Origin of the sequence: Leptospira idonii, assembly GCF_004770995.1 — a bacterium.
Lineage (GTDB): Bacteria > Spirochaetota > Leptospiria > Leptospirales > Leptospiraceae > Leptospira_A > Leptospira_A idonii.
In genome coordinates, this window is sequence record NZ_RQHW01000013.1 from 190,035 (window position 1) to 214,824 (window position 24,790).

At 41.9% G+C, this 24,790-nt stretch carries 25 protein-coding genes; 11 read left to right on the forward strand and 14 right to left on the reverse strand.

The genetic code is table 11. The annotated features are described in order from the left end of the window. Position 1: 1 nt before the first annotated feature. The 5 genes from EHS15_RS04290 to EHS15_RS04310 all read right to left on the reverse strand — a co-directional run bounded on the left by EHS15_RS04290 (position 2) and on the right by EHS15_RS04310 (position 4,066). The gene (locus tag EHS15_RS04290; RefSeq protein ID WP_135759372.1) at positions 2-295 is read right to left on the reverse strand and encodes a helix-turn-helix domain-containing protein; all 294 of its coding nucleotides are present in this window, start codon (positions 293-295) and stop codon (positions 2-4) included. A 159-nt stretch (positions 296-454) separates the two neighbouring features. After that, positions 455-1,393, reverse strand: a complete 939-nt coding sequence (locus EHS15_RS04295) for a PrsW family intramembrane metalloprotease (RefSeq protein WP_135759299.1) — start codon at positions 1,391-1,393, stop codon at positions 455-457. Next, entirely contained in the window at positions 1,390-2,382 is a 993-nt protein-coding gene (locus EHS15_RS04300; protein ID WP_135759300.1) for an SPFH domain-containing protein, read from the reverse strand. Before EHS15_RS04300 ends, EHS15_RS04295 begins: the two co-directional genes overlap by 4 nt. A 20-nt stretch (positions 2,383-2,402) precedes the next feature. Continuing rightward, complete coding sequence (locus tag EHS15_RS04305) at positions 2,403-2,933, reverse strand: LIMLP_15305 family protein (protein WP_135759301.1); 531 nt, start codon at positions 2,931-2,933, stop codon at positions 2,403-2,405. An 11-nt stretch (positions 2,934-2,944) separates the two neighbouring features. Further along, positions 2,945-4,066, reverse strand: a complete 1,122-nt coding sequence (locus tag EHS15_RS04310) for a zinc ribbon domain-containing protein (RefSeq protein ID WP_135759302.1) — start codon at positions 4,064-4,066, stop codon at positions 2,945-2,947. Between the two features lie 166 nt (positions 4,067-4,232). Here EHS15_RS04310 and EHS15_RS04315 point away from each other — a divergent pair, with 166 nt between their 5' ends. Together EHS15_RS04315 and EHS15_RS04320 are read left to right on the forward strand one after the other, a co-directional pair. Next, on the forward strand, positions 4,233-6,002 hold the full coding sequence (locus EHS15_RS04315; protein ID WP_342775498.1) for a DUF1553 domain-containing protein: 1,770 nt from the start codon (positions 4,233-4,235) through the stop codon (positions 6,000-6,002). Next, on the forward strand, positions 5,992-7,299 hold the full coding sequence (locus EHS15_RS04320; RefSeq protein WP_342775499.1) for a DUF1501 domain-containing protein: 1,308 nt from the start codon (positions 5,992-5,994) through the stop codon (positions 7,297-7,299). Before EHS15_RS04315 ends, EHS15_RS04320 begins: the two co-directional genes overlap by 11 nt. 2 nt (positions 7,300-7,301) lie before the next feature. Here the strand turns inward: EHS15_RS04320 and EHS15_RS04325 are convergent, their stop codons facing one another. From EHS15_RS04325 to EHS15_RS04335, 3 genes are all read right to left on the reverse strand, one after another. Then, on the reverse strand, positions 7,302-8,876 hold the full coding sequence (locus tag EHS15_RS04325) for a PA14 domain-containing protein (RefSeq protein WP_167884150.1): 1,575 nt from the start codon (positions 8,874-8,876) through the stop codon (positions 7,302-7,304). A 172-nt stretch (positions 8,877-9,048) separates the two neighbouring features. After that, positions 9,049-9,564, reverse strand: a complete 516-nt coding sequence (locus EHS15_RS04330) for a hypothetical protein (protein WP_135759305.1) — start codon at positions 9,562-9,564, stop codon at positions 9,049-9,051. Position 9,565: 1 nt separating this feature from the next. Further along, positions 9,566-10,804, reverse strand: coding sequence for a porin (locus tag EHS15_RS04335; protein WP_135759306.1), 1,239 nt, complete (start codon positions 10,802-10,804; stop codon positions 9,566-9,568). Positions 10,805-10,944: 140 nt separating this feature from the next. On the opposite strand from EHS15_RS04335, the gene gmd reads away from it, so the two are divergent. Further along, complete coding sequence (gene gmd / locus EHS15_RS04340) at positions 10,945-11,973, forward strand: GDP-mannose 4,6-dehydratase (RefSeq protein ID WP_135759307.1); 1,029 nt, start codon at positions 10,945-10,947, stop codon at positions 11,971-11,973. Positions 11,974-12,012: 39 nt separating this feature from the next. Here the strand turns inward: gmd and EHS15_RS04345 are convergent, their stop codons facing one another. The 6 genes from EHS15_RS04345 to EHS15_RS04370 form a co-directional block, all read right to left on the reverse strand. After that, positions 12,013-12,318, reverse strand: a complete 306-nt coding sequence (locus EHS15_RS04345; protein ID WP_135759308.1) for an STAS domain-containing protein — start codon at positions 12,316-12,318, stop codon at positions 12,013-12,015. Between the two features lie 52 nt (positions 12,319-12,370). Next, positions 12,371-13,582: a Crp/Fnr family transcriptional regulator gene (locus EHS15_RS04350; RefSeq protein WP_135759309.1), complete on the reverse strand. Its 1,212-nt coding sequence runs from the start codon at positions 13,580-13,582 to the stop codon at positions 12,371-12,373. An 81-nt stretch (positions 13,583-13,663) separates the two neighbouring features. Next, a complete protein-coding gene (locus tag EHS15_RS04355; RefSeq protein ID WP_135759310.1) occupies positions 13,664-14,122 on the reverse strand; it encodes a tetratricopeptide repeat protein in 459 nt (152 codons plus the stop codon). A gap of 53 nt (positions 14,123-14,175) precedes the next feature. Next, positions 14,176-15,270 (reverse strand): vWA domain-containing protein, encoded by a 1,095-nt coding sequence (locus tag EHS15_RS04360; RefSeq protein WP_246051887.1) that lies wholly within the window; start codon positions 15,268-15,270, stop codon positions 14,176-14,178. 32 nt (positions 15,271-15,302) lie between these two features. Further along, positions 15,303-15,932 carry an NUDIX hydrolase gene (locus tag EHS15_RS04365; protein WP_425460622.1) on the reverse strand — a complete coding sequence of 210 codons (630 nt, stop codon included), beginning with the start codon at positions 15,930-15,932 and terminating at the stop codon, positions 15,303-15,305. Next, complete coding sequence (locus tag EHS15_RS04370) at positions 15,929-17,146, reverse strand: ribonuclease D (RefSeq protein ID WP_135759312.1); 1,218 nt, start codon at positions 17,144-17,146, stop codon at positions 15,929-15,931. The genes EHS15_RS04365 and EHS15_RS04370 overlap by 4 nt, the downstream gene beginning before the upstream one ends. Positions 17,147-17,187: 41 nt before the next feature. Here EHS15_RS04370 and purF point away from each other — a divergent pair, with 41 nt between their 5' ends. The 8 genes from purF (at position 17,188) to EHS15_RS04405 (ending at position 24,790) form a co-directional block, all read left to right on the forward strand. After that, positions 17,188-18,615, forward strand: a complete 1,428-nt coding sequence (gene purF, locus EHS15_RS04375; RefSeq protein ID WP_135759313.1) for an amidophosphoribosyltransferase — start codon at positions 17,188-17,190, stop codon at positions 18,613-18,615. A gap of 4 nt (positions 18,616-18,619) precedes the next feature. Then, positions 18,620-18,994 (forward strand): 6-carboxytetrahydropterin synthase QueD, encoded by a 375-nt coding sequence (queD, locus tag EHS15_RS04380; RefSeq protein ID WP_135759314.1) that lies wholly within the window; start codon positions 18,620-18,622, stop codon positions 18,992-18,994. A gap of 4 nt (positions 18,995-18,998) precedes the next feature. Further along, entirely contained in the window at positions 18,999-19,748 is a 750-nt protein-coding gene (gene queC, locus EHS15_RS04385) for a 7-cyano-7-deazaguanine synthase QueC (RefSeq protein WP_135759315.1), read from the forward strand. Positions 19,749-19,771: 23 nt separating this feature from the next. Further along, positions 19,772-21,190, forward strand: coding sequence for an SBBP repeat-containing protein (locus EHS15_RS04390; protein WP_135759316.1), 1,419 nt, complete (start codon positions 19,772-19,774; stop codon positions 21,188-21,190). Positions 21,191-21,278: 88 nt separating this feature from the next. Beyond that, on the forward strand, positions 21,279-23,135 hold the full coding sequence (ilvD, locus tag EHS15_RS04395; protein WP_135759317.1) for a dihydroxy-acid dehydratase: 1,857 nt from the start codon (positions 21,279-21,281) through the stop codon (positions 23,133-23,135). A 362-nt stretch (positions 23,136-23,497) separates the two neighbouring features. Further along, a complete protein-coding gene (locus tag EHS15_RS19295; protein WP_246051888.1) occupies positions 23,498-24,109 on the forward strand; it encodes an SBBP repeat-containing protein in 612 nt (203 codons plus the stop codon). Positions 24,110-24,118: 9 nt separating this feature from the next. Further along, the gene (locus EHS15_RS19300) at positions 24,119-24,442 is read left to right on the forward strand and encodes an SBBP repeat-containing protein (RefSeq protein WP_246051889.1); all 324 of its coding nucleotides are present in this window, start codon (positions 24,119-24,121) and stop codon (positions 24,440-24,442) included. Between the two features lie 60 nt (positions 24,443-24,502). Next, complete coding sequence (locus EHS15_RS04405; protein WP_135759318.1) at positions 24,503-24,790, forward strand: NAD(P) transhydrogenase subunit alpha part 2; 288 nt, start codon at positions 24,503-24,505, stop codon at positions 24,788-24,790.

Genomic DNA, 24,790 nt, shown 5'->3' on the forward strand with positions numbered 1-24,790 from the left:
ACTATTTGGAGTTTTTATCCAACGTAGCCGCTTTCAATACGGTTTTTTCTTTCTGAGAAAATTCTTTTTTTGTGAATGGAAAGAAGTGTTGGATAGGCTTTTTGTACAGAAGGCTTAGGCGCCATAGTTCCAACACGTCAATCTTCCTCTCTCCCGACTCCACTTTGGAGACAAAAGATTGAGGTTCGCCAATCGCTTTTGCCACATCGGTTTGGGTAAGCTTGGCATCCTTTCTTGCTTGTTTTAAAAGCGAGATTAGGAGCTTGTATTCTTTTGTAAAAATCGTTTTTTCCAGAGCGATTTTATATTACTGCTAAAAGTATATTATCCCAAATCGGCATAAGAAGCGTTCGAAAGCGAAAAACACTCCATTGTTAGACGAGACTTGTCCGGTCGCTCTCGAATAGTAAACGTTTGTTTGGTCATTGTTTCATTCGAAACAATGAAATACGCTTTATGAGCTTTGTTTTTTGATATTTTTCCCCCAAAAAAGAAGACCGACAGCAATGAAAGTGGAAAGGCTAGGAATGGCAAACATCCATGTTTCGAAATTTTGATCTTCCCCGTAGAAATAATCATAAATACAGAAGGGAAATAGAAACAGGGAGAACAGAAAAAAAAGCGTAGAGAATACATAAAGTACGCTTCGGAGCAATGAAATGAAAAGGGGAGAACTTTCTGTCCGCTGAATATTTTTTTCCGTAATGAGAGTAGGGAAACCGCTTTCTTGTAGCAGGATTTTGTCTTTTTTCAAAGCAGATGTAGTATACCACCGAACTATGAATAAAGGTGCAAGCACGAAGATAGGAGCGATGAAAACGGAGTATTCGTGAACATCCAGAATGAAATCGAATCCTCCATGCAGAAAAGTGGATATTCCGACTCCTGCAAGTAAAGCTACGATCGGATTAGTTCCTTCCATTTTTTCTTTTGCAATCCAATGTCCTATGATTGCACCCCAGAGTATATGGCCCGGTACGGAAAGAAATGCACGCAGGATACCGATTACAAATCCGTGATCCATTACGTAGAATATGTTTTCAAACGTAGCGAATCCTCCTCCTACACAGGCACCGTAAACGATTCCGTCGAAGTGTTCGTTGAAAGCGGAATTTTTTGCGGAATAGAGGCGGATAGCAATATATTTACAAAGTTCTTCTATAAGACCTACCACTAGAAAATAGTGAATTGCAGATTCGATCACATTGGATTCTTCCGGATCAGGAAACATTGTTTCCAAAAGACCTGCGGGAAGAACAAGTGCGGCTCCCCAAAAGAAAGATTTAAGAACGATACCGATCGGTTCTTTCTGAAGATTATCTTTCGAATAATATCTTTGAACGATTACGAATCCGGGAAGTATTGCAACGGCTAAAAGTCCGAAAGTCATCATATAGAAGATAAAATTTCCTTTCGTTTTGTTTCAAACTCTTCCGCAGTGATTAAACCTTGATCTAACAATCCTTTTAGTTTGGCGATTCTTGCAGCAGGATCATTCGCAGCGGGCTGTCCTCCTTGGCTTTGATTGGGATTCATCATATTCCCCATCATTTGTGCCATATTCATTCCCATTCCCATACCTAAACCGGCACCCATTCCTGCACCGCCCTGCCCTTGGTTTTCCGCAGATGCTTGTCCGATATCGAACATTTTTTTCTGTTGATACTTATCACCTAACGTATCAATTTCGAATTTGTCAGTGATGATTTTTTGGATTCTCTGATAATTCTCATCCGTTTGATCGAAGTTAACCGATGCAACGTTGAATTCCGTAAGTTCGATTCCGTATTTTGCAAACTCGGGAGATAATTTCACTTTCCCCGCAGTCGAACTTTCGTCTCTGTATTTGTTGATTTCTACAACGGAAGTGTTGTTGTTAAGAATTACTTCTGATATAAAATCCCCGATTCCTCGCACTATGTTCGGTTTTAAAAATTCGTCTATGGCTTCATTCGTCGTTCTATTTCCTCCTTGAACGACATTTATAAGAAAAGATCTTGCGTCTTTAATTCTGAATTTATAATCACCAAATGCTCGTATGTTTAGAACGATTTTATATTTTGGATCTTCCAATGGGATAGGAGTGTTTGTTCCCCATTTCATGGAAAAAATCGCTTTGTTTACGTAATAGATTTCCGCAGTGAAAGGTGTTTTTCCTCCGAAGGGAAGATTTACTAGAGCTTCCAATAAAGGAATGTTTCCTGTTTTTAAAGTATGGGTTCCAGGACCGAAACTATCCAAAGCTCTTCCTTCTTTGAAGAAAATCGCTTCTTGGTTTTCGCTGACTACTAATTGGCCTGCTGTGCTGATTTCATCGGAAGGATACTTCCATACAATTTCATTCGGATTGCCTTCGAATTTGATTCTGTCTATTAATGCCATGTTTAACTCCGATAATGCGATTATTTTTTAAGAAATATATTGTTTCTGGAATCGAACTCTTTTTCGATCGTTTCCAAGGAGGCGATTACGTTTTGAATAGCCGCTTCCGGATTTTCAGCAAACCAGGTGGAAAGTTTTTGAGTTACGTCCAATTCCAATTGCCCTAACTTTTCTAATATTCCAAAGTCGTGTTTTAATAAGGACTCCAACTCTTCTGCGCTAGCTTTGAAACCTGTTCCCAAACCGGAAAGTCCGTAACCTGCCGAGGATATTTTCATAAGTATTTTATCCAATGAATTTACTGCAGGTGTAGACTTACCTATGTTTTGGATTTGTGCTTTTGCGACAAAACCTTCTTCCAATTTATGAAGTGCTTCCTTAAAGGAAGAGAGTCGATCGGTAATTTCTTTTCTTACCAATTGATCGGTTTTGTCAAATTCTTGGTTTGCGAACGCTTCCGCAAAAAGAGATGTTTCTTTTAAGAATTTTCTGACAGGTCCTTCTTCCGATCGGAACCGGTCCAAAGTGGATTGTAACCAATTTTGATCCATATTCGTTCTCCTTAATTTTCTCTTCCGTTTACAGCTTTGACGGAATCACAAGTAATGTAGTTGAAAATAACGCTTTTTTCCGTTTGATAGATCGTCTTTCGATCGAAACTTTCCCATCTCTTTTGATCGAAGTCACAATCGTGTTTTTCCCCTTTTGTTTTCCCTTCGTTTTCCTCGAAATGAATCACATAGGTTTCCGACCTTGCACCTAACTCTTCACATCCGATTGAAGGTTGATATCCGGAACATGATTTATAAGTGGGAGTAGGCCAGTAAGGTTCTTTGTCGGATGCGGTCCCTTTCGCATTCACGGATCGATCCGGCGCCCATTTATCTATCTTATAATAACACTTGCTATCGTATACAGGCTCTTGTCTGTAGTTTGTCGAACAGCTTTCTTTTTCGGAGTAAGTTCCGTCTCCTCTGTCCGATCTTACAGTGTAACAGGTTTCTCCGTCGGCCACTTTATTGTAGCTTCGTATTTCGGATGTTCGGCTGACATCATAACCTGAGGAAGGCATACTATCGCACCAGCTCGATTCTGAAACCGGTTTGAATTGATTGATTTGAATGGTTCTGCTCCATTCCTGGCTTGTGACTTTGAGGTTTGTTTTTTCCGTCCAAAAGACCCCCAAACAAACGAAGGCGATTGTACCGATCCCGATGCTTCCCAACATCCAAAGTACCCATTTCGGGGTTTTGGGGTGCGCTTTGATGTATTTGGAATTTGCGAATGCTAATTCTTCCTTTGGGGAAGAGGATTTGAGAGGACCTTGCTCCGATTTTTGTTTTTGGAAATCCAGTTTTGCGGATTGGATGTTATCGGTTGTGGTACCTACCACTTGATCGGAACGAAGTAGTACGTCTTTTGCTCCGTCTAAAGAGCCGCCGCAGTTACCACAAAATGTCGCTTTGGCTCCGTTGGGAGTTTGGCAAAAAGGGCAGGTCTTATCTACTCCGAAATATTGATGATCTTCCACTGCCACTTTTTCGAAATCGGAAGGGAAATATCTTCTGGCAGGGTCTTGTGCGGCTCCGCAGTTCGGGCAATGCCTATGAGTTTTGCCTAAAAGTTTTTTTGAACTGCAGAATTCGCAGTCCCAAAGCATCTCATAGATTTTTTCCCCTGCCATCGGGAAGCGTTATCCAATAAAAAACACGTTTTGCAAGAAAAATATTTTATTTCCAAAAGGGAGTATATAGATTCTATACATGTCGTTTCGGAAGCAAAAGTCAAAAAATTTCCTATTTCCTCTGTTTACAATATTTTTACTGATTTCATCCGTAACATACATTCTTTTGGAATCGAACTTCCATGCTGCGGGTGCCGTTCATCCGCTCGATGTTCTGTATCGAAAATTATCCCCAAAATTTAAAACCGCCGAAGATTCTGTCGTCTTACGAAGATTAGCTTTACATCTGAAGGGAACGATCCCTTCTCCCGCAGAACTTGTCGATTTTGAAAAATCGGATCCGGAATCAAGAGTTGCCGGTTATTCGGTCAATTATCTAAGAGATCCCGGTTTTGCGGAATATTGGGGATTGAGGTTCGGGTCCGCTTTTCGAGACAAAACAAAAGGCAGAAAGATGCCTGCGGGAGCATTTTACCAATATTTGGCGGAATCTTTACATTCCAATAAACCTTACGATACTTTGGTTAAAGAGATGATCAATTCTCATGGAACGGTGGCGAAGAATCCTGCCGCTGCTTTTTACATCAGAGACGGAGGCGATCCTCTTCAAGTTGCGGAATACGTAGGAAGATTATTTTACGCACAAAGAGTGGGATGCGCCAGATGTCACGACCATCCGTTTATTTCCGGTTATACGAGAAGAGATTACTACGGTCTGGCTGCATTTTTCAGCCAACAGTTTGTGAAGGATTGGAACTGGGATCCGAATCGTTTCGAAGGCCAGGAAGTGAGTTATGTTCCCAGAGAATTGGAAGAACATCTCCCTAACGCAGATTTGAAACTCCTCCAGGATAAAAACAACGAATGGTATAGGGAAAACTGGAATAAATGGACGGAAGAACAAAGAAAAGCGTACCAGGTAAAGAACGATTTGACTTATGCCACGGTTTACATTGAACCTAAGTTAGGTCTTCGTTTCCCTCATACGGATGATTCTCCCGGTGGGGATTTGGTTCGTCCTAAATTTTTGGATGGAACCGAACCTAGGATCAAACCGGGAGAGGATAGAAGAAAAATTTTTTCCGATTGGCTGACGGATCGTAAAAACGATCGTTTTAGAAAAGTACTAATCAACCGAATTTGGACTCACTTGATGGGATGGAGTTTCTTTACTCCGTTAGATGATTGGAATGAGGAGACGGTTCTTCAAGGAGAAGAGATTCTAAACCATTTGGATCGAGTATTTATGAAACAAAATTATAAAATCAAAGATTTGATATTGTATATCGTTTCTTCCGATGCTTATGCAAGATCTTATGCGGATAATAAAGATCCGAATCCGGCAGATCCTATCCGTTATTTCACATCTCAGCGATTGAGTCCCGATCAGCTTTTGAATTCTTTGACGAAAGCTTCCGATACCCTTTCTCTCGGATGGATCGGAGAAAGAAAAATGATTCCTTTGGATGACGGAGGAAATTTGGAAGAGATTGATCTCACGGGAATGGGAACGATTAAAACTCCTAAGGAACAGGCCAAAGACATCACGAATTCGGTACAAGTGGAAAGGCCTGCACCGTATCATACCTTTTTGTCCGTTTTCGGTTCCGGGTCAAGAACCGACATAGACGACGATTTTTCCGAAGTTACCATTGAACAAGTATTAACCTTGATGAACGGAAGAGTGACCGGCAAATTAACCTGGGACTTCGGGGGAAATCAATCTTTTCCCAAAAAGAAGTTCGATGAAACCAAATCGATGTCGAAAACCTTCGATTCGGTTTACTTCACTTTATTGGGAAGACACGCTCATCCTTCTGAGCTGACATTTTTGTCGAAGCAGCTCATCAAACCCGACAATGTATATGATCGTGAAATTTTGCAGGATCTATGTTGGGCGATATTGAACAGTCAGGAGTTTTTGCATGTCAACTAACGATTCATCGATGAACCGAGGTTTGTTCTTAAAAAGAGCTTACGGAATTCTTGCAGGAACTTTTTTGACTTCCTTGCCTTTGGCTTCTTTACATTCCGAAGACGAAGAGAATGAATTCACTCATAAATCTCCCGTAAAAACGATCATCTTCATCAATATGGAAGGAGGAATGAGCCATGTAGATACTTTGGATCCGAAAGGGAATAGTTCTTTTTCCAAAGTATCTTCCTCTATCGGAGGGATTAGTCTTTTGGAACCTTTTTCCAAAACCGCCAAACAATTGAAACATGTGGGAATCGTAAGAAGCACTTGGAGTGAAGACGGTGATCACGGTTTCGGACAATACCTTCTCAACACCGGGTATCGAATGCCGGAAGGGATGGGATTCCCAGACATACCGCATTTCGGATCAGTATTCGCATATTCTAAAAAGCAAAATCAATCTAAAACATATTTTCCTTCTTATATCACTATGGGAGGAAGAAGCGGGCGGATAGGGAATTCCGGTTTTTTAGGAGTTCCTTATTCCGGATTTCATATCGGAAATTTGGACAATCCTGTGAATCACTTGGTTCCATCTTACGGTAAGTACAAGGATGAGAGATTGGTTCGAAGAAAAGATATTTTGAATATGATGAACGATGAGTTCGGAAACAGAAATCATTCTCCTCAGTTGAAACTTTGGAATCAGATGGTGCAGGCGGCCGAAGAATTTAGAAATTCTTCCCGACTGGAAAGTTTCGATCTAACGAAAGAATCGGAAGCGACCAGGCAAAGATACGGAACTACTTGGCAGGGTAAATCTCTCTTAATGGCCAAACGTTTGGCGGAAAAAGAAGTTCCTTTCGTTCAAATTACGATCGGAGGATGGGATACACATAACAATAATAAAGCGCAAATTTCCAAAATCATGTCGGAAACCGATCAAGGAATTGCCGCTCTGCTTGAAGATTTGGCGGGTTCGGGGCTTCTATCTCAAACAGTATTTTTCCTGAGTTCGGAATTCGGAAGAACTCCGGATGTGGGGAGCAGGGACGGAAGAGACCATCATCCTCGCGTTTGGACAAGTTTATTAGGCGGTGGTCCGTTTCAAAAAGGTTTTGTTCTAGGAGAGTCCGATGAAAAAGGAGAAAGACCATCCAAAACGGCAAAGGCATATCATCTCAGGGATTTGATCGCAAGCATTCATTATGCTTCCGGAGTGGATCCGGATGCGAGCCTTACCAACAGCTTCGGAAGACCTTTTCCTTTGTCCCCCAAAACCGCAAAGCCGATAGAAGACATTATCAGTTTATAATATTATTCTGTGAATTCTTGAAATTCTTTCGTTCGTTTGTCGTAACATAGATCTTTTTTACCGAGAGGAATGCATTTTTTTCCTTCGGTAGAATCGTTTTGTTTTTGTTTCCAATCTTTTATTTCTTGTGCGGAAAGAGATTCGAAATTTCCCCAACCTTTGTTTTTGGATTTTCGTATTTTCGCATAACTCCCATTTTTCCCTGCGATTCCTATGTAAGGGGATTCGTTCGGGTTTTCTTTTCCATAGGAAGGCAGAATAGAAATGGATTGAATCGGTTCGATCCATTTCGGACTTGGTTCTGCAATCCATACATTTCCCTGATTCCAAACACTATAAAACAAAGGCTCCGATTTCGATTTAACCAATATGTCTCGATCCAAATCAAAATCCAGATCGGAATCGAGAATATCTTCCGGGTCTTTTCCCAACCTGACTTCTATAGGAGGGTTTAGGGAGTTGAATTGATTTTGAAGTAGAATCGACATCTTACCGTTGTAAGCTGTATGTAACACTACTAAATCGTTTTTGCCGTCCTCATTTAAGTCTTTGGAAAAAATTTTCCCGGGATATAATCCTAAAGAAGGAGTTTCTTTGTTTCTAAACTTTTTGCCTTTCGGTCCGAGAAGAGTTTTTGAAAAACCGGGTCCTTCCCATTCCAATCGCAGATATTTTCCTCCTCCTCCTTGAAAGTATTCCACTTCAATAGGGACGTTCTCTCCTTCTATAAAAGAAAGGGATTCTGAAAATTCTGTGGGGGCCATTCCGATCCACTGATCGATTTTGTTTTGGCCTTTCAATTTGAGTCTCACCCCATCATCACTTGTAACAGTAAAACGATATTCACCGGTTACAGGAATCTTTATGGAGGAAGAGAATCGAGCGCAGAAATTTTCCAAAGGAATTCCTTTTGCAAACGGTTCTGTGTTCGATGTAAAATTTAAGAAGGTTTCCTTTTTGTTTCCGATTTTGTTCTGAAATTCCTTTCCTTGGAAATAATTACTTTCCCATTCTGTCTCCAGACCGAATGGGTTTTGGAAATGATAACCGACATCGTAAGATCCTACTTCTCTGATCACTGATTTCGGAGTGGATAAACTTTCCCAAGAAAGTTCCGCATAAGCATCTCCACCTTTGTCATAATATTCCATTTTGAATGAATATTCTTTACCTGAACTTAATTCCAGTTCGGCGGAAAAATCGGTCGCTCCCATATCTTTCCATTGGTTGATGATTTGTTTACCGTCGACCCAAAGCCTCACTCCGTCGTCGGTTTTTGTGGTGAACTTGTATTTTTCAGAATATTCAGGCTTAATGGTTCCCGTCCATCTAGCTCCGAAACTGTCTCCTTTGTAATCTTCCGAAAAGGAATCACCCCCATAGGGGAAGAAGATGGAGTTTTCTTTTCTTTTTAAAATTTCAGTTTTTAATTCCGGTTCTGAAAAATAACGTCCTTCGATTTTTCCAATAAACCCTTGTTCAGTGAGACTCAGAAAAAGCAGTTTGCCGGATTGATACTGTACTCCTGCGATCACAGGAACTCCGTTTTTGTTTTCCCATAATGTGAAATCGTCCAATCCATCTTCCAAAAGAAGTGAGGATCGAAGTTGTTTTGCGGGTTGGGAGTGAGAAGGGAGATTTAAGATTAAAAAAACAAATACTAGAAAGGAAAAAAAATGTCTTGGAGTTTTGCAAAGTAACGAAATGAAAACCTTTCGAGGTGAAATCGACCGAAACAAAAAGAAAAGGTCAATTTTTTTCAGCTTTTTCGATGCAAAGAAGATAACTGAGTATCGTTTGACCGAAATCAACGGAAGAAGCGGTAGGATCCGAATAGTTTTGCGTGAAAATTCCATTGATATCCCCGGAAGCACAAAAACTGGTCGCCTGTTCCGAACTGTCGCCCGGTTTCGTGAACACTACTGTCACTACCTGGTTCGTAGTGTCCGCCGGTTTATAGCGACAAACACCGATTAAGTTTTGAACGGAACATTTTACCTTTGCTTTAGAATATCCAATTGGGCAGAGATCGTCTTTTTTTGTCGAAGAAAAATATTCGTAGCAGGAAGGGGAATATCCCGAAGTCGCAGAGCAGGAATATTGAAAGCTGTAAGACCCTGTGATGGCTGCATTGGAGCTCGCAACATAGGCAGTTGCAGCTTGATTGGTGCAGGTTTCTTTTTTATCATTGATGCTTTTTTTTCTTTCCGCACTGCAGTTCGTAAGAAGAAAAGAGAAGGATAGTATGAATATAAAATATTTCATTTCAATAAAATACCTGTAATTGGGATCTGATTTGGTAGTCCCCCTCCGCAGCTTGAGGGACTCCCGTATAACGAAATACATCCGTTTGCAATTTCAAATTGTGTTCGGCAAAATAATAAGAAATCGCTGTTCCTACTTCTCTCGAATATTTGAGAGAAGGATCGGTCTCTCCCAGAGGTTTGAATTCTCCGAATCTGAAACTCACTTCATAATTGCTTGGAAATAAATATCCAAGTTGCACGAAATAACCCTGACCGCTTCTGGAATATTCCCTTTTCAAAACATTGGAGACTTCTTTTTCCACATAACCTGCATTTGCTCTTCTCCAAATACCTTCCGTCTGGAAGGAAAATCCCATCCATTTGAAATAAATATCAGCAGTTGCATGACTGTAATCGAATCGAGCGAAATCGTACTGAGTTCCGTGGGTACTGAGAGAACGGTTCGAGTTTTTATTATAAGCGCCGGAAAGTCCGAAAGAGATTTTAGGATCTTGGTATCTATTGAGATCGGATTCGGACAGCCAATCGTTGTCGGATCCTGTTTTTGACATGCCACCTAATGGAGAATAAATGATTCGTCCTACTGTAAGCACTCCAGGCATTTTCGTATCGACTCTGTTTCTTCCGTTTCCTCCGAAAACACCTAAGTAGTAGGCGAATTTTCTTTTGGCTCCGAATAAGTCCTCGGAATAAAGCATGGCTCCTACGTCCCTGTCCAAATTGAATTCGGCTGTAACGGAAGATCTATCCACCATCTGCATGGCGGAAGAGGAATTCCATCTTTGCCTGCTGAAAGGGATTTTCATCTGCCCGAAAGAGAACTTAACATCCCTATATTTATTATATATAATATTCGCATCTCTGAGATTGTTTCTGCGATCCGCTTCCACGTCCCTGTCCGCAAAACCTAATTGGAGGTTGAAAACCCACTCTTCATTGAAGAGTCCCCCTTTGACGGCGAGCCTCGTTCTGCGCACTAAAAAGTTGGTAGTATCGTTGGATTGATCCAGGTTCATGCTTTGTTCTACTCGGGGAGCCGCTCGAAATCGAACTTGGATGTTGTGTACATTGTTTTCGCTGGAAAGTCGGATTCCTTTCCCTAAGCCTGTTTCGAATTTAGGAGGAGTGGATTGTGGTACCTCCTTCGTTTCTTTTTCTCCTTCCGCTCCTAAAGGAAGGGCAAAGAGAGAGAAAAAACCGAAAAATAGATAAAACGACCTGACATCAAAACGAAACATAAACGTAATAATGGCCAGTAAATGGAAAGAAGGGACAAAGACCAACGGATTTCAGGCTTTGATTTTGTAAAAATCGATGTAAGTTCCCCATCTTTTTCCTTTTCCAAAAACCTTAGGGAGCAAAACTGTTCTCATTCTATATGAAAAAAGCACTCATCACGGGAATCACCGGACAAGACGGTTCTTATTTAGCGGAACTCCTTTTGGAAAAAGGGTATCAAGTTCACGGAATCGTTCGTAGAACCAGTTTATTCAATCGAAATCGAATCGAACACCTTCACGGAAATCCTAATCTTACTTTGCACTATGGAGATCTTACCGATTCTTCCAACCTCAATCGAATCTTGGAAAAAATTCAGCCCGAAGAGATTTACAATCTAGCGGCACAGTCCCACGTTCAGGTTTCTTTTGAAGTGCCGGAATACACTGCAGAAGTGGATGCTGTGGGAACTTTGCGGATTTTAGATGCCATCAAACAAACAGGGATTAAATCCAGATTCTACCAAGCTTCCACATCCGAATTGTACGGTTTGGTGCAGGAAGTTCCTCAAACGGAAAAAACTCCTTTTTATCCTCGTTCTCCTTACGCCGTTGCGAAGTTATACGCTTATTGGGCGGTTGTGAATTACAGAGAAGCGTACGATCTTCATGCATCCAACGGAATTTTATTCAACCACGAATCCCCTAGACGCGGTGAAACATTTGTTACACGAAAAGTGACTTTGGGAGTATCCGCAGTAAAGGCGGGAAAACTTCCTCACATCACAATGGGAAATATCGATTCCAAAAGAGATTGGGGATACGCTCCCGACTATGTGGAAATGATGTGGATGATGCTCCAACAAGAGAAACCGGATGATTATGTGGTAGCTACCAATGAAACTCATACGGTTCGCGAATTCATTGAAGAATCTTATAAAATCGCCGGTTTCGAAGTGGTCTGGGAAGGAAAAGCGGATCACGAAATCGGTAAGGACAAAAAAACGGGAAAGGTTTTGGTAAAAATCGATCCTAAATACTATCGTCCTACGGAAGTAGAGCTTTTGATCGGGGATCCTGCGAAAGCAAAACGCCAGTTAGGTTGGAGTCCTAAGATTAAGTTTAAGGAATTGGTTAGAATTATGACTGAGGCTGATTTGGCTACACACGGCCTAAAGCCGGAAGCATAACCATTTCATAATATTGTAAAAGCTGGGCAATTCCAGGAATTAAAGTCCGAAGAATTGATCCAGCATCAGCTTCTTTAAGGTCTCTTTCAGTTTATCTTGGATATTTACGATCTTAACCGCGATTTTCTTTTCATCCGCTTTGTTCTTAAAAGAAAGCAAACGTGAAATTCCAAGCGAACTTACGATAACAACTTTTTCTAAATCTAGATACACTTCGGAAACGTTCTTTTCCAAGATACTTCCGAGGGTTTCTCTTAACTCGGATGAATTCCCATCCAAGATTTGATCCATAAAGCGAACTCGGATCGTATTTCCTTTTTCTTCAATTAGTATTTTTTCGTTCATGTTTTTAACTGGCCTCTAAAGGATCGATAGAGGAAGTTTGCTTGCAAGAAATTTATTTCAGCTTCTTGAGCTTATTCTCCATCGACGCCTTCTTATGATAAAATTGGACGAGTTTTTCCAATTCAGCCATGTCGGAGCAGACGATTTTTCCCAAATCTAAACGAATAAACTTATTTTGCTTCATTAACTCTGCAATGATGAGTTCATCTTTGGGATCAGTAAGTCCCACCATTTTTAATAGGTCTTTAGTACCTATCTCAAAATTATAAGTCTGTTTTGGCGCAATTTTGACTCTATTTTTTTCAGCTAAGGTCATTAATGTATCTACGATACGCGCTTGAGAGTCTTTTAAAAGTAAGTTGGCAAGTTGTTTATAAGCGGTCCAAATTCTTTCTGATAAAAGAGTGATGAGTCTCGTTGCCAATTGAGGCTGCGCCTTTACCATCCCTTCGAAGTTGGCTTTGTTGATGGCAAGAAGTTCCACGTCTCCGGAAGCGATTGCGGAAGCGGATCTGGGTTTATTGTCCAAGATCGCCATTTCACCGAAGATATCGCCCGCTTGAAGAACGGCTAACATCACTTCGTTTTGATTCACGATTTTGGAGATTTTTACCTTACCTTGCTGCAGGATAAAAAGTTCCTTACCCGGCTCGTGTTCACAAAAGATCATTTCACTGTCTTTATAATTACGGTTGAACTTTGTATAGTCGATGGCAGGGCCTTGGAATGCCTGATTCATCGTCTGAAGTCTGAGTTTTGCCTGAGGTACGAACTGACCGTTCGGCAAATGTTTCAAATAACTTTGATAAGCAAAAGTAGCGTGTTGGTTGTTTTGCTGTTGGAAATAATATTCCCCGATTTTGAAAAGTTCGTTCGGATCTTCTTCCACCGCATTTCGAAAAGACAAACGAGTGATGGTAGTATCGAACTGACGCAACTTCATCGAAAAGAATCGAATGATGTTCATCGCAACAGCTGTCGATTTTTGGATCAGAGTTCCGAATTGATCGTAACTGACGGAGATGAGTGAAACGTTTGTTAGGGATGTAGCGGATTCGATTTGAGCGTGTTGGCTCATCGCAGCAACGACACCGAAAAAGTCTCCCGGCCCGAGGACTTGGTTCGGATCTTCCCCTACAACGGCAGTCTCTCTGGTGACGCGGACTTTCCCTTCTCTAATGATATAGAAGTTATTCGCATCTTTCTTTCCCTCTACAATAATGTAGGAATTCGCAGGGAAGGTAACCATTTGAAAAAATGACATCTTTAAATTACTCTGAGCCTTTACTTGGGGGACTTGCCTACTTTATTATCGGAAAGCAGGGAGGCAATATTTTCCCGAAAATTAGTTATTTTTAATCTCACCTAAAATTTCCATCTGCGACAATTCCAATTCGGCTTCCTGAGCGATCTTGGAAGAGAAGGTATTTGTAGTGATATCTTTTAAGATAGAAATGGCTTTTTCTTCTTTTCCCAGCCGAAGGAAAGCCCGTGCGGATTCCAGATATGCATCCAATCCGTCTTCCGTATTGGGATAATCTTTGTACATACGTAACTCGTTTTGGGCAAGAGCCAAGGTATCTCCGGTTTTGCGGAATGAGGAAGAAAGTAATTTCCTAGCCTCCCATTCACGGGAATGACGGGGATAGAGGACTAAAAATAACTTTAATTCTTCGATGGATTTTGTGTAGTTACGATCTTCAAAAAATTCCTGCGCTTTTCGAAAAAGCAGTTCGCCTTGTTTTTTATTTTCCGTTTCGTACACTTCGGAAATTTTTTTCGAAGATTGCGCAGAAATTGACAAACTACAAATTAGGCTTCCGAAAATCAGGGCGGAAAAAAGAAGATTTTGTCTCATTACTTAGATTGTCGGGTGGTTTTGGAAAAGTCCTGAAGTTGTTTTGTTTCCGATTTGGCAATAATCTTGGGAATGTCGTCCAGACTCCATAACTCCAAAGAGGTTTGGATTTCCTTTAAGGATTTTTTGGGAATGATCATTTTCCCTTTCCCGTTTCTTCCTTCCCGGAATTGAACGTCATGGAACATCAAATCCCCCATTCTTCTTTCTCTGAGGGGAGGGATCGGGAAGGAATTGTTTTTTTCCTCTTTGGAAAATACGTTCATTTGGATCATATAATCCTGAATATTCGGAATTCCATCGTATTCAAAATGAAGAATATAAGTTTCCGATCCTTCCAGGGAAGTATAAGGCAGGATGCTTACGATGCGGATGTTAGCCGGTACATCCGTCTCTTTTTTAGGATCTTCCTTTTTCGTGGGAGGAAGATAAACGGGAGGATTTCCTGAGAATATGGATTGGAAAGCAAGTTCCATATCTTCTTTATCTTTTACTGGATAATACTTTCCGTTTCCTATGGCTGCTAATTTGGCAAAATCCTCTTCTCCTTTGGAATCGATGGCGATTCCCATAATCTGAAGATTGAATTTTTTGCCTCTAGTTTTTAATGCATGTAATACGGCGAGAGGATCTCCCTCACAACTTTCCACTCCGTCCGAAATGAAAATGATATCGGTTTCTTTATTTTCGGAAAGGATGTATTCTCCCACGATTTCCAAGGTATTTGCAATGGGAGTAGATCCCGCCGGAACCACACCGTACAATTTTCCTATGACTGCGGAAGCACCTCCTCTTTGTATGGGATGATATAACCTTGCCGAGTTGCATCCTGCGATTCTGTTTCCATAGGCGACGAATCCTACTTCGCTGTCTTTCGGCAGCCCTGATAAAACCTGAGTCATTTGTTCTTTTGCGATTTCCATTCTGGTTCTTCCGTTCAGCTTTTCCGTCATGGAACCGCTGGCATCCAGTATAAAAACATATCTTTTGTTAGATGGGATGGAAATGGAGATGTCTGGCGATACGGAATGGAAGGAGGATAAAAGAAAAATCCCTACCGAAAAGATAAAAAATCGCCTGCGAACCGAAACCACAGAATGTACTTCGGTGTTTCTTCGAATTTACCTTAGAGTCGTTTCGGGTCTAAAAAAGGAGGTTGGGAGAGATTGGGAGCCACTAATTTCGGTTTTCGATCGAAATGAGCGAATTCCTTCAAAAAGCGGAGGATGATTTCGCAAGTAGCACCCCATAATAGCCCGTCTTCCAGATCGAAATAATAGACATATTCTTCCGGTTTTCGGTTCGGAATTTTTAATGCATAAAAGGGGAGTGTGAACAGGGATTGCAGAGGAAGAGTGATTGTTCTTTCCACCTCTTCGATGTTACATGAAAACTTGAGTTCTCCTTCATAGAGCCCCACAAAAGGAGTGATGTGGTAACCGGTTCTGGTTTTTAATCCTGCATACCTTCCTAAAATCTGCAAACGGCTGCGAGGGACTCCCATCTCTTCTTCCCATTCCCTAAGAGCACAGTCCAATAGATCTGCGTCTCCTTCTTCCATTACCCCTCCCGGAAATGCGATTTGGCCGGGATGAGATTTGAGATGTACGGACCTTTGTTGCAGGATGAGTCCTTGGCCCAGATGGGGATCGTGGAAAATAGGAATGATGACGCTGGAAACGGTTTCGTTCGTATCGGGCTTCTCTTTCCAATCTTGCGAAAGTTTTTCGGAAAGAGAAGTGAGGTCTAACATCAGCCTTCCTTTTGAGAGAAGTTCTGTTTTTTTCTCCTTTTGGCTACGAAGGCTTCTTTGGATCGGATCGCCACCAAACGATTCAGCATGGAGTCGTAGTGCAGTCCGGAAAGAGCTGCCAGAAGAGAAGGACCGTAATTATCTACTTTCCAATCGGAAAAAACTTTCAAAGCTCTCAGTTCTTCCAGATTGCTCGGATTCGATTTTAAAATAATGATCAATTGTTTGTTGGAAGGAAGAAGGGAATGTTCCATTCGCCTAATTCTCATTACGCGAAGTCTCCACTTTTTAGCGGATTCGAATTTTTTGTCCTCTTCTTCGTTGAGATCTTCCCCGTGACGTTTGGAAAGTTCAGATGCTTCTATCGGATCGTTGTATTCACTGACGAGCAGTTTGTAAATTTCACTTCCGTCTTTTTTTCCAAACCACTCGATACATTTACCTTCGTTAGGTTGCTCTTTCACTGCTTGAGAAAGTTTATCGTTATTGAAGACTCTGAAACTTGCTTTGTTGATCTTTTTCGCTTTCTCATCTCTGTAGCGAAGAAGTTCTAAAATTTTTCTTCTTTCAAGAGGAGTGAAATTGACTATATCGGGGAACTTCGCCAAAGAAAAACCTTCTCCTTCTTTGGCTACATACTCTTCTGCTGCAGTGAATTCGAAATCGGATTTTGCTTCTTCGTAAAGATTGCGTCGTTTCAATTCCTCTTCCATCTTGAGCCAGATGGATTCAAGATAAGCAGTGTCTAGCGCCGCATAACGTAGTTGTTGTTTTTGAAGAGGACGAATTTCCCAATTCGATTTTTGTTCCACTTTAGAGAGAGTGACCTGGTGATAGAACTCGACAACGAAGGATAAAGAGCTTTGTTCCAAAGAAAGCAGCCGAGAACTGATCATCGTATCTGCGACATTTTTGAATTGAAAACCGAAATCTCTTTTCAGCGCTTTGATGTCATCTTGCGCAGAATGAAAAATTTTTAAGATGTTCGGATCCGCAAAAAGGGGACTCAAACCCTTCAAATCCGGAATTTTTAAGGGGTCGATGATGTAATTTTTACCGTTGGAATTGATCTGAATGAGGCAAACTCGTGGGTAATACGTGTAATAACCCGAGGATTCTGTGTCAATCGATAGGATTTTCGACTGTCTGAGGTTGATCAGTGCAAGATCGAGCGCTTTTGGAGAGTCGACGAGAATATAGTTGGAATTGATTTGCATCTAATTGCGATTTTAGAAATACTGCAATTGTCATTCTACCAATGATTCTTCAATCTGACAAACCAAAAGAAGAGTGTGCCATTTTTGGCATCTACAACAGTAAAGAAGCGGCTAATTTTACTTACCTGGGTCTTTACTCCATGCAGCACCGAGGACAAGAGTCCAGCGGGATTGTTTCCACCGACGGTTCTCACCTTTATCGTTATGCAAATATGGGCTTAGTCGCCAATATTTTCACCCAAACGAAAATCAAAGAACTCATCGGTGACTCAGCCATCGGTCATAACCGCTATTCTACAACAGGCGCTAGTTTTTTGAGGAATGCCCAGCCGATTCGGGTCGAATCCCATCTGGGTCCCATCGCTCTAGCGCATAACGGAAATTTAGTTAATTCCTGGGACATTCGTAATAAATTGGAAAGAGACGGTTCCATCTTCCAAACTACGATCGATTCCGAAGTGATTGTCCATTTGATGGCAAAAAGTCATGCGAATGACTTACTTCAGGCTCTTTGCGAATCCTTGAACCAAATCAGAGGAGCTTACTCTCTTCTGGTTCTCACTCCTCGTTATTTGGTGGCAGTGAGAGATCCGAACGGTTTCCGTCCTTTGGTGATGGGAAAACGTTCCGACGGTTCCATCGTTTTCGCTTCCGAAACTTGTGCTTTCGATATCACGGAAACGGAATATGTAAGAGATGTTGAGCCGGGAGAAATGATCGTCATCGATCATACGGGAATGCGTTCCCTATATCCTTTTGCCAAAGCAAAACCGAGTCTTTGCATTTTCGAATACATCTATTTTGCACGGCCCGATTCCTATATCTTCGGGGATTCCGTTTACAAAGTAAGAAAGTCATTGGGTCGTCAATTGGCAAGAGTGATGCCAGTGGAGGCCGATGTTGTCATCCCTGTTCCCGATTCTGCTACGATCGCAGCATTGGGTTACAGTGAAGAATCAGGAATTCCTTACCAAAGCGGGCTCATCCGTTCTCATTATGTGGGAAGAACTTTCATCGAGCCCGATCAAAAGATCAGGGATTTCGGTGCTAAAATCAAATACAACGTAGTGAAGGAAGTGGTTGACGGCAAACGAGTCGTGGTCATAGACGATTCTGTTATGCGGGGAACCACAAGCAGAAAGATCATTAAAATGATCCGCAATGCGGGAGCCAAAGAAATCCATTTCAGAGTTTCCGCTCCTCCTACCATTTCTCCTTGTTATTATGGAATCGATATTCCTACCCATAATGAATTGATCGCAGCCACGCACAGCATCGACGAGATCAAAAAATATCTCCGAGTCGATTCAATCGCCTATCTTACATTAGATGGTATGCACGGTGCTGTGGAAGGTCATAAGGGGGGAGGTTTCTGCGATGCATGTTTTACTTCCAATTACCCGGTAGAGTTCCAAGAACATATAGGAAACCAAAAGTCTTTGTTCACAGAGTATGCGGTAGAAGAGTAGTTTTATGGAGGAAATTGAACTCTCCAAAACGTTCGGTTTCGAAGCCGCTCATTTTTTACCGAATGTTCCGGAAGGTCATAAGTGCAAAAGAATGCACGGCCACAGCTTTCGATTTTCAGTCACTCTCAAAGGCGAGATCGATCCTCATACTGGCTGGGTGATGGACTTTGGCGAACTCAAAAGCATAGTAAAACCGATCATCGACGAACATTTGGATCATTACATTTTAAACGATGTGAAAGGTTTGGAAAATCCAACGAGCGAAAATGTTGCCGTTTGGATTTGGAACAAAATCAAACCTCAGCTTCCTCTTTTGGATCAAATCACAGTTTACGAAACCTGCACAAGCTCTTGCGTTTACAGAGGCCCTAAGAGGTAGTTTCATGGGTTCCCAACCGAATCCGAAAAAAGAAAATCTTCCCGAAGCAAAAGGAGCCGTTGTACTTCTGTCAGGCGGTTTGGATTCTACCACTTGTCTTTATCTTGCTGCCCGCGATTACGGTTACCCGAAAAATAAAAAATTACCTTTACTTGCTCTATCTTTCGATTATTCCCAAAAACATAAGATAGAGATTCAAAAAAGCAAAAAGATCGCTAAATTACTCGGGATCAAACATCTCGTACAAAAATTAGATCCTCAGTTTTTTCTGGGAAGTTCCCTTACTGAAAAAAAGATAAAAGTCAGAAAAAACGCCAAATCTTTGTTTAGCGGAGAAGATAAGGAAATTCCGAATACTTATGTTCCCGGCAGAAATATCCTATTCTTATCTTTTGCTTTGTCTTTGGCCGAAGGACACGGTTACGATTCCATTTATATCGGAGTCAACGCTTTGGATTATTCCGGTTATCCCGACTGCCGTCCCGAATTCATAGAATCTTTTCAAAAGATGGCGAATCTAGGGACTAAAAAAGGAGTCACCGGACAGGGAGATTCCATCCGAATCAAAACTCCTCTCCTTCATCTGAATAAAAAAGAGATCGTGCTTGCCGGATTGGAAGTGGGAGTTCCTTTTCATTTGACCCATTCTTGTTATGATCCGGTTCGAGGCAAGGCGTGCGGCAAATGTGATTCTTGTATTCTTCGCGCGAAAGGTTTTGCAGAAGCAGGAGTTATAGACACTTCTTTAGTCTAAACGAAAAGGATCGCTTCGTTGACATGGCTCTTAGAAATTATTTATTTCTATTTTTAGTTTTGATTTCGATGCAATGTCGAAATTTAAATCTAAATCATCCTGCAGAACCGGGCACAAAATCATTTTGGGAAACGGAAATGCTTCGATGTGCTTTGGGTCAGGGGATATGCGTTCCTAAAGAAACTGAGATCCCGCAAAACAACGAAGGAATCAAGGAATGGACCCGCTTTTTAGGAGCGAGTTCCGTCAATACGGACACGAAAGCTTCCGCTACGGATCGTTTCGGAAATACGTATTTTGCAGGTACCACAAGCGGCTCCTTAGGGGGAGAACCGATGATCGGTTCGAATTATAATTACTACGTCGCCAAATATGACAGCGGAGGAAACCGCGTTTGGATTCGTTTGATGGGAAGTACTGTCGTCAGTTCTCTTTACTGCGACTCCATTCATGTGGATGCCTTCGGTGACATTCTGGTCGCAGGTTCGGGAGGCGGGGATTTAAACGGGGAATCCGGATCGGGCGACGGATATGTTTTGATCAAAATGAATTCGGCAGGTTCCGTTTTATGGACTAGGATTTACAGAACACCTTCGGAAACTTTAGGTTTATCTACCGCATCCGATCCACAAGGAAATGTTTACATCACAGGAAATACAGAAGAACAGCTATTAGATGGAGAATCCGCTTTAGGGGGAAGAAATCTATTTTTTGTGAAATACGATCGGAATGGAAACAAACTTTGGTCTCGATTGATCGGAAATGCGGCAGTAGGTGCTTACGGATACGGAATCAGTTTCGAACCGGTTTCCGGAACCATTCTTGTGTTAGGTGAAACTGGCGGCAGTGGGACTTTAGCGGGAGTGAGTTTGCCCGGCGGACTAAGTGATTCCATAGTGATGTCTTTTCGTCCGGACAACGGTGCTCTGATATGGGCAAGTGTTCTAGGCGTGTCGGGGGGTACGACTCAGATGAGAGGGATTTCTGCGGATCGCAAAGGATCGATTTACATCGCAGGAAACACGCTCAATCCATTGGACGGTCAGACTGTCTCGGGAAATAATGTCCAAGTACTTTCCAAATATAATTCAGCAGGTGTTAGGTTGTGGACCCGTCTTTTGGGTGCGGGAGGAACAACGAATACTGCTGCGACAGGAGTTTATGCGGACAATTCAGGACATATCTACACTGCAGGATACACTTCCGGTAGTTTGAATGGAGTCGCTATCAATGGAACTAAGGATGCGGTTCTTACGAAATACGACTCGGAAGGGAATTTGATTTGGGTTCGTCTTTCCGGTGCAAGTCTGGTGGATGTGGAAGGAAGAGGGTTGTCTTCCGATATTTACGGAACTCTTTATGTCACCGGTATCACCAACGGAAATTTTGACGGCCAGGTGAGATCGGGAATCCAAGACGCATTTCTTATCAAATACAAATAATTTCCGAAAATTCGAGAGGATCTTTTTCGAATTCCTTTCTCTAACTAATAATCATTGTAAGTCTAAAAATAAATAGGATATTGGTATTATGCCTCAGTATAGATCCCGCACATCCACTCATGGTCGAAATATGGCCGGAGCCAGAGCTCTTTGGAGAGCGACTGGAATGAAAGACAATGATTTCGGTAAGCCGATCATTGCCATTGCGAATTCGTTCACTCAATTCGTTCCAGGTCATGTGCACTTGAAAGATCTCGGCCAGATGGTTGCCAGAGAAATCGAAAAAGCGGGCGGAGTGGCCAAAGAGTTCAATACGATTGCAGTCGACGACGGAATTGCAATGGGCCACGGAGGGATGTTGTATTCTCTTCCCAGCAGGGATTTGATCGCAGACTCTGTAGAGTATATGGTGAACGCACATACTGCGGACGCTCTTCTTTGTATTTCGAATTGTGATAAAATCACTCCAGGTATGTTAATGGCTGCTATGCGGTTAAACATTCCTACGATTTTCGTTTCCGGCGGGCCGATGGAAGCAGGGAAAGTCATTTGGAAAGGGGAAACTCGAAAGTTAGACCTTGTGGATGCGATGGTAGATGCTGCCAATCCTAATGTTTCCGATGAAGAAATCGCTTCTATCGAACGGTCTGCTTGTCCTACCTGCGGTTCTTGTTCCGGGATGTTTACTGCAAATTCAATGAACTGTTTGACGGAAGCTTTGGGGCTTTCACTTCCAGGCAACGGAACGATCCTCGCCACACATTCCGATCGAAAGGAACTGTTTTTAAATGCCGGCAGACAAATTGTCGACATGGCGAAAAGATATTATGAAAAAGAAGATCAATCCGTTCTTCCTAGAAACATCGCCACATTCGGCGCATTTCAAAATGCGATGAGCCTTGATGTTGCGATGGGCGGTTCCACAAACACGGTATTACATATATTAGCTGCCGCAAGAGAAGCGGGTGTCGATTTTACAGTGAAAGATATCGACAAAATCTCTCGAAAGACACCTTGCCTTTGTAAGGTGGCTCCCGCCACTCAAAAATACCACATTGAAGACGTCCATCGTGCGGGCGGGATTATGGGAATTTTAGCTGAGTTGGATCGTGCAGGTCTCATCAACAGAGAAGTTCCTACCGTTCACACGGAAACCATCGGTAAAGCGATCGACGAATGGGATATTGTTAAAGCGAAGGAAGGGGCGAAATCTAAAGAATTATTTTTGGCCGCCCCCGGAGGAATCCGCACTGTTGAACCTTTTTCCCAATCCATGAGATGGCCCGAACTTGATTTGGACAGAGAAAACGGATGTATTAGAAACAAAGAACATGCCTATTCACAAGACGGTGGTTTGGCGGTTCTGTTTGGAAATTTGGCACCTTATGGTTGTATTGTGAAGACCGCAGGAGTGGACGAGTCTATTTGGAAGTTCACCGGAAAGGCTCGTGTAATGGAAAGCCAGGATGAAGCTACGGAAAAGATTTTAGGAAACCAAATCGTAGCGGGTGATGTAGTAGTGATTCGTTATGAAGGTCCTAAAGGCGGGCCAGGGATGCAAGAAATGTTGTATCCTACTTCGTATCTCAAATCCAAAGGATTAGGGAAAGCTTGTGCTCTTTTGACGGATGGTCGTTTTTCAGGAGGAACTTCCGGTTTATCCATCGGTCATGTTTCTCCGGAAGCGGCGGAAAAAGGAATCATCGGGCTTGTGGAAGAAGGAGATACGATCGAGATCGATATCCCTAACCGTAAAATAGAATTAAAAATCTCCGATTCCGAATTGGAAAAGAGAAGAGCCGCTATGGAAGCGAAAGGGGCTCTTGCTTGGAAACCGAAACAAAGAGATCGATACGTATCCGCTGCATTGAAAGCGTATGCCGCCATGACAACTTCCGCACATACGGGAGCTGTGAGAGACGTATCTCAGTTGGAAAGAAAATAGTTTAATATATGTTCAACGAATAGGCAAAAAGGTGAAAAGAATTTCAAAAAATTTTTGAAATTCCGAATAACCTTTGCGTAAATTGAAAAATTTTGATAGATGGAAGGCATTGGGTGGCGGGTCTAGTTCCCCACCCATCGATCAGGGCGGGGAGATATATTCACAAATTCCCCACAATACTTCCATTTGTACTTAAAATACAATTGTTTATACTTATCATTCTTTGAAACGAGCAAAGGAAATCCTATTTTGGCAAAACCATTGCCAAAAATGGGTTTCCTGAATACTAAGAAAGAAAAGGCTTTGAGAGCGGAAGATCTTCAAATTTTATCCTTTCACAAAGTTTTTGAACTAGATCTTCTATGCTTTTACGCTTTTACTTTTTTTTTCTGATTTGTTTTTTCCTCTCGAACTGCCAAAAAATCGATTTTAATAATCCTTCAGAACATGGAACTCTTTCCTTTTGGCAAACGGAGTTAGTTCGTTGCGCTTTGAAACAAGGAGTTTGTTCCGATAAAATCATCTATCAAGACAACCAAGGAATCAAAGTGTGGATCCGCCTTCTAGGCGCATCCGGTGCGATCACTACTGCAAAGTCTTCCGCCACTGATCTTAATGGTAATATTTATATTACGGGAACGACAAATGGATCTTTGTCGGGAATACCTAAGATCGGTTCTTATGAGAATTTTTTCATTTCTAAGTTCGATAGCGAAGGGAATCTTCTTTGGACTCGCATTTATCCTACATTATCCGAAACTCTCGGGGCTGGAATCACTTCCGATGGAACGAGACAATGGATTCGCCTTTCTGGAGTTGCCTCAGCCAGCACGGAAGCTATGGCAGTTTCTTGGGACGGGATGGGAAATGTTTATACAGCCGGATACACAACCGGTAATTTGGACGGCCAAATCAAATCCGGCACTGAAGTACAAATGCTATCCAAATATAACTTAGCAGGAGTTAAACTTTAGACTCGTCTTTTGGGAGGAGGGAGTTCTTCCACGACGAATTCAGCGGATATTTATGCGGACAATGCAGGCCATATCTACACCACAGGAAATACGAACGGCAATTTGGAAGGAAATACCAAGATAGGTTTGAAGGATGGATATCTTACCAAATACGATTTGGATGGAAATCAAATCTGGACTCGTGTTTTCGGAACTTCCGGATCCAATACCTCCTCCAAAGGCATGTCTTCCGATATTTACGGGGGTCTTTCTCTCACTGGTGATACGGATGGCAATTTGGATGGGCAGAGCAAATCCGGTACTGAAGATTCCTTTCTCATCAAATACAAGTGAATTCTCCATAAAATTTGGTTTTCCAAAAACCCCAAATTCTACATAACTACTTCTAAACCTATGGAAATATTTGTAACAGCAGTCACGATCTTCGTTTTGGCGATTTTCGTTGGATTTGAAATCATCACAAAAATCCCACCCATCCTTCACACCCCACTTATGTCGGGTTCCAATGCGATTTCTGGAATCACTTTGATCGGAGCCTTGTTTTCGGCCGGACTTCCGGGCGACTACACCAACATCACTAAGATCTTAGGTCTTTTATCTGTCATTTTTGCCACCGTCAACGTAGTTGGTGGATTTCTTGTGACACATCGTATGCTCGCCATGTTTAAAAAGAAGGACTAA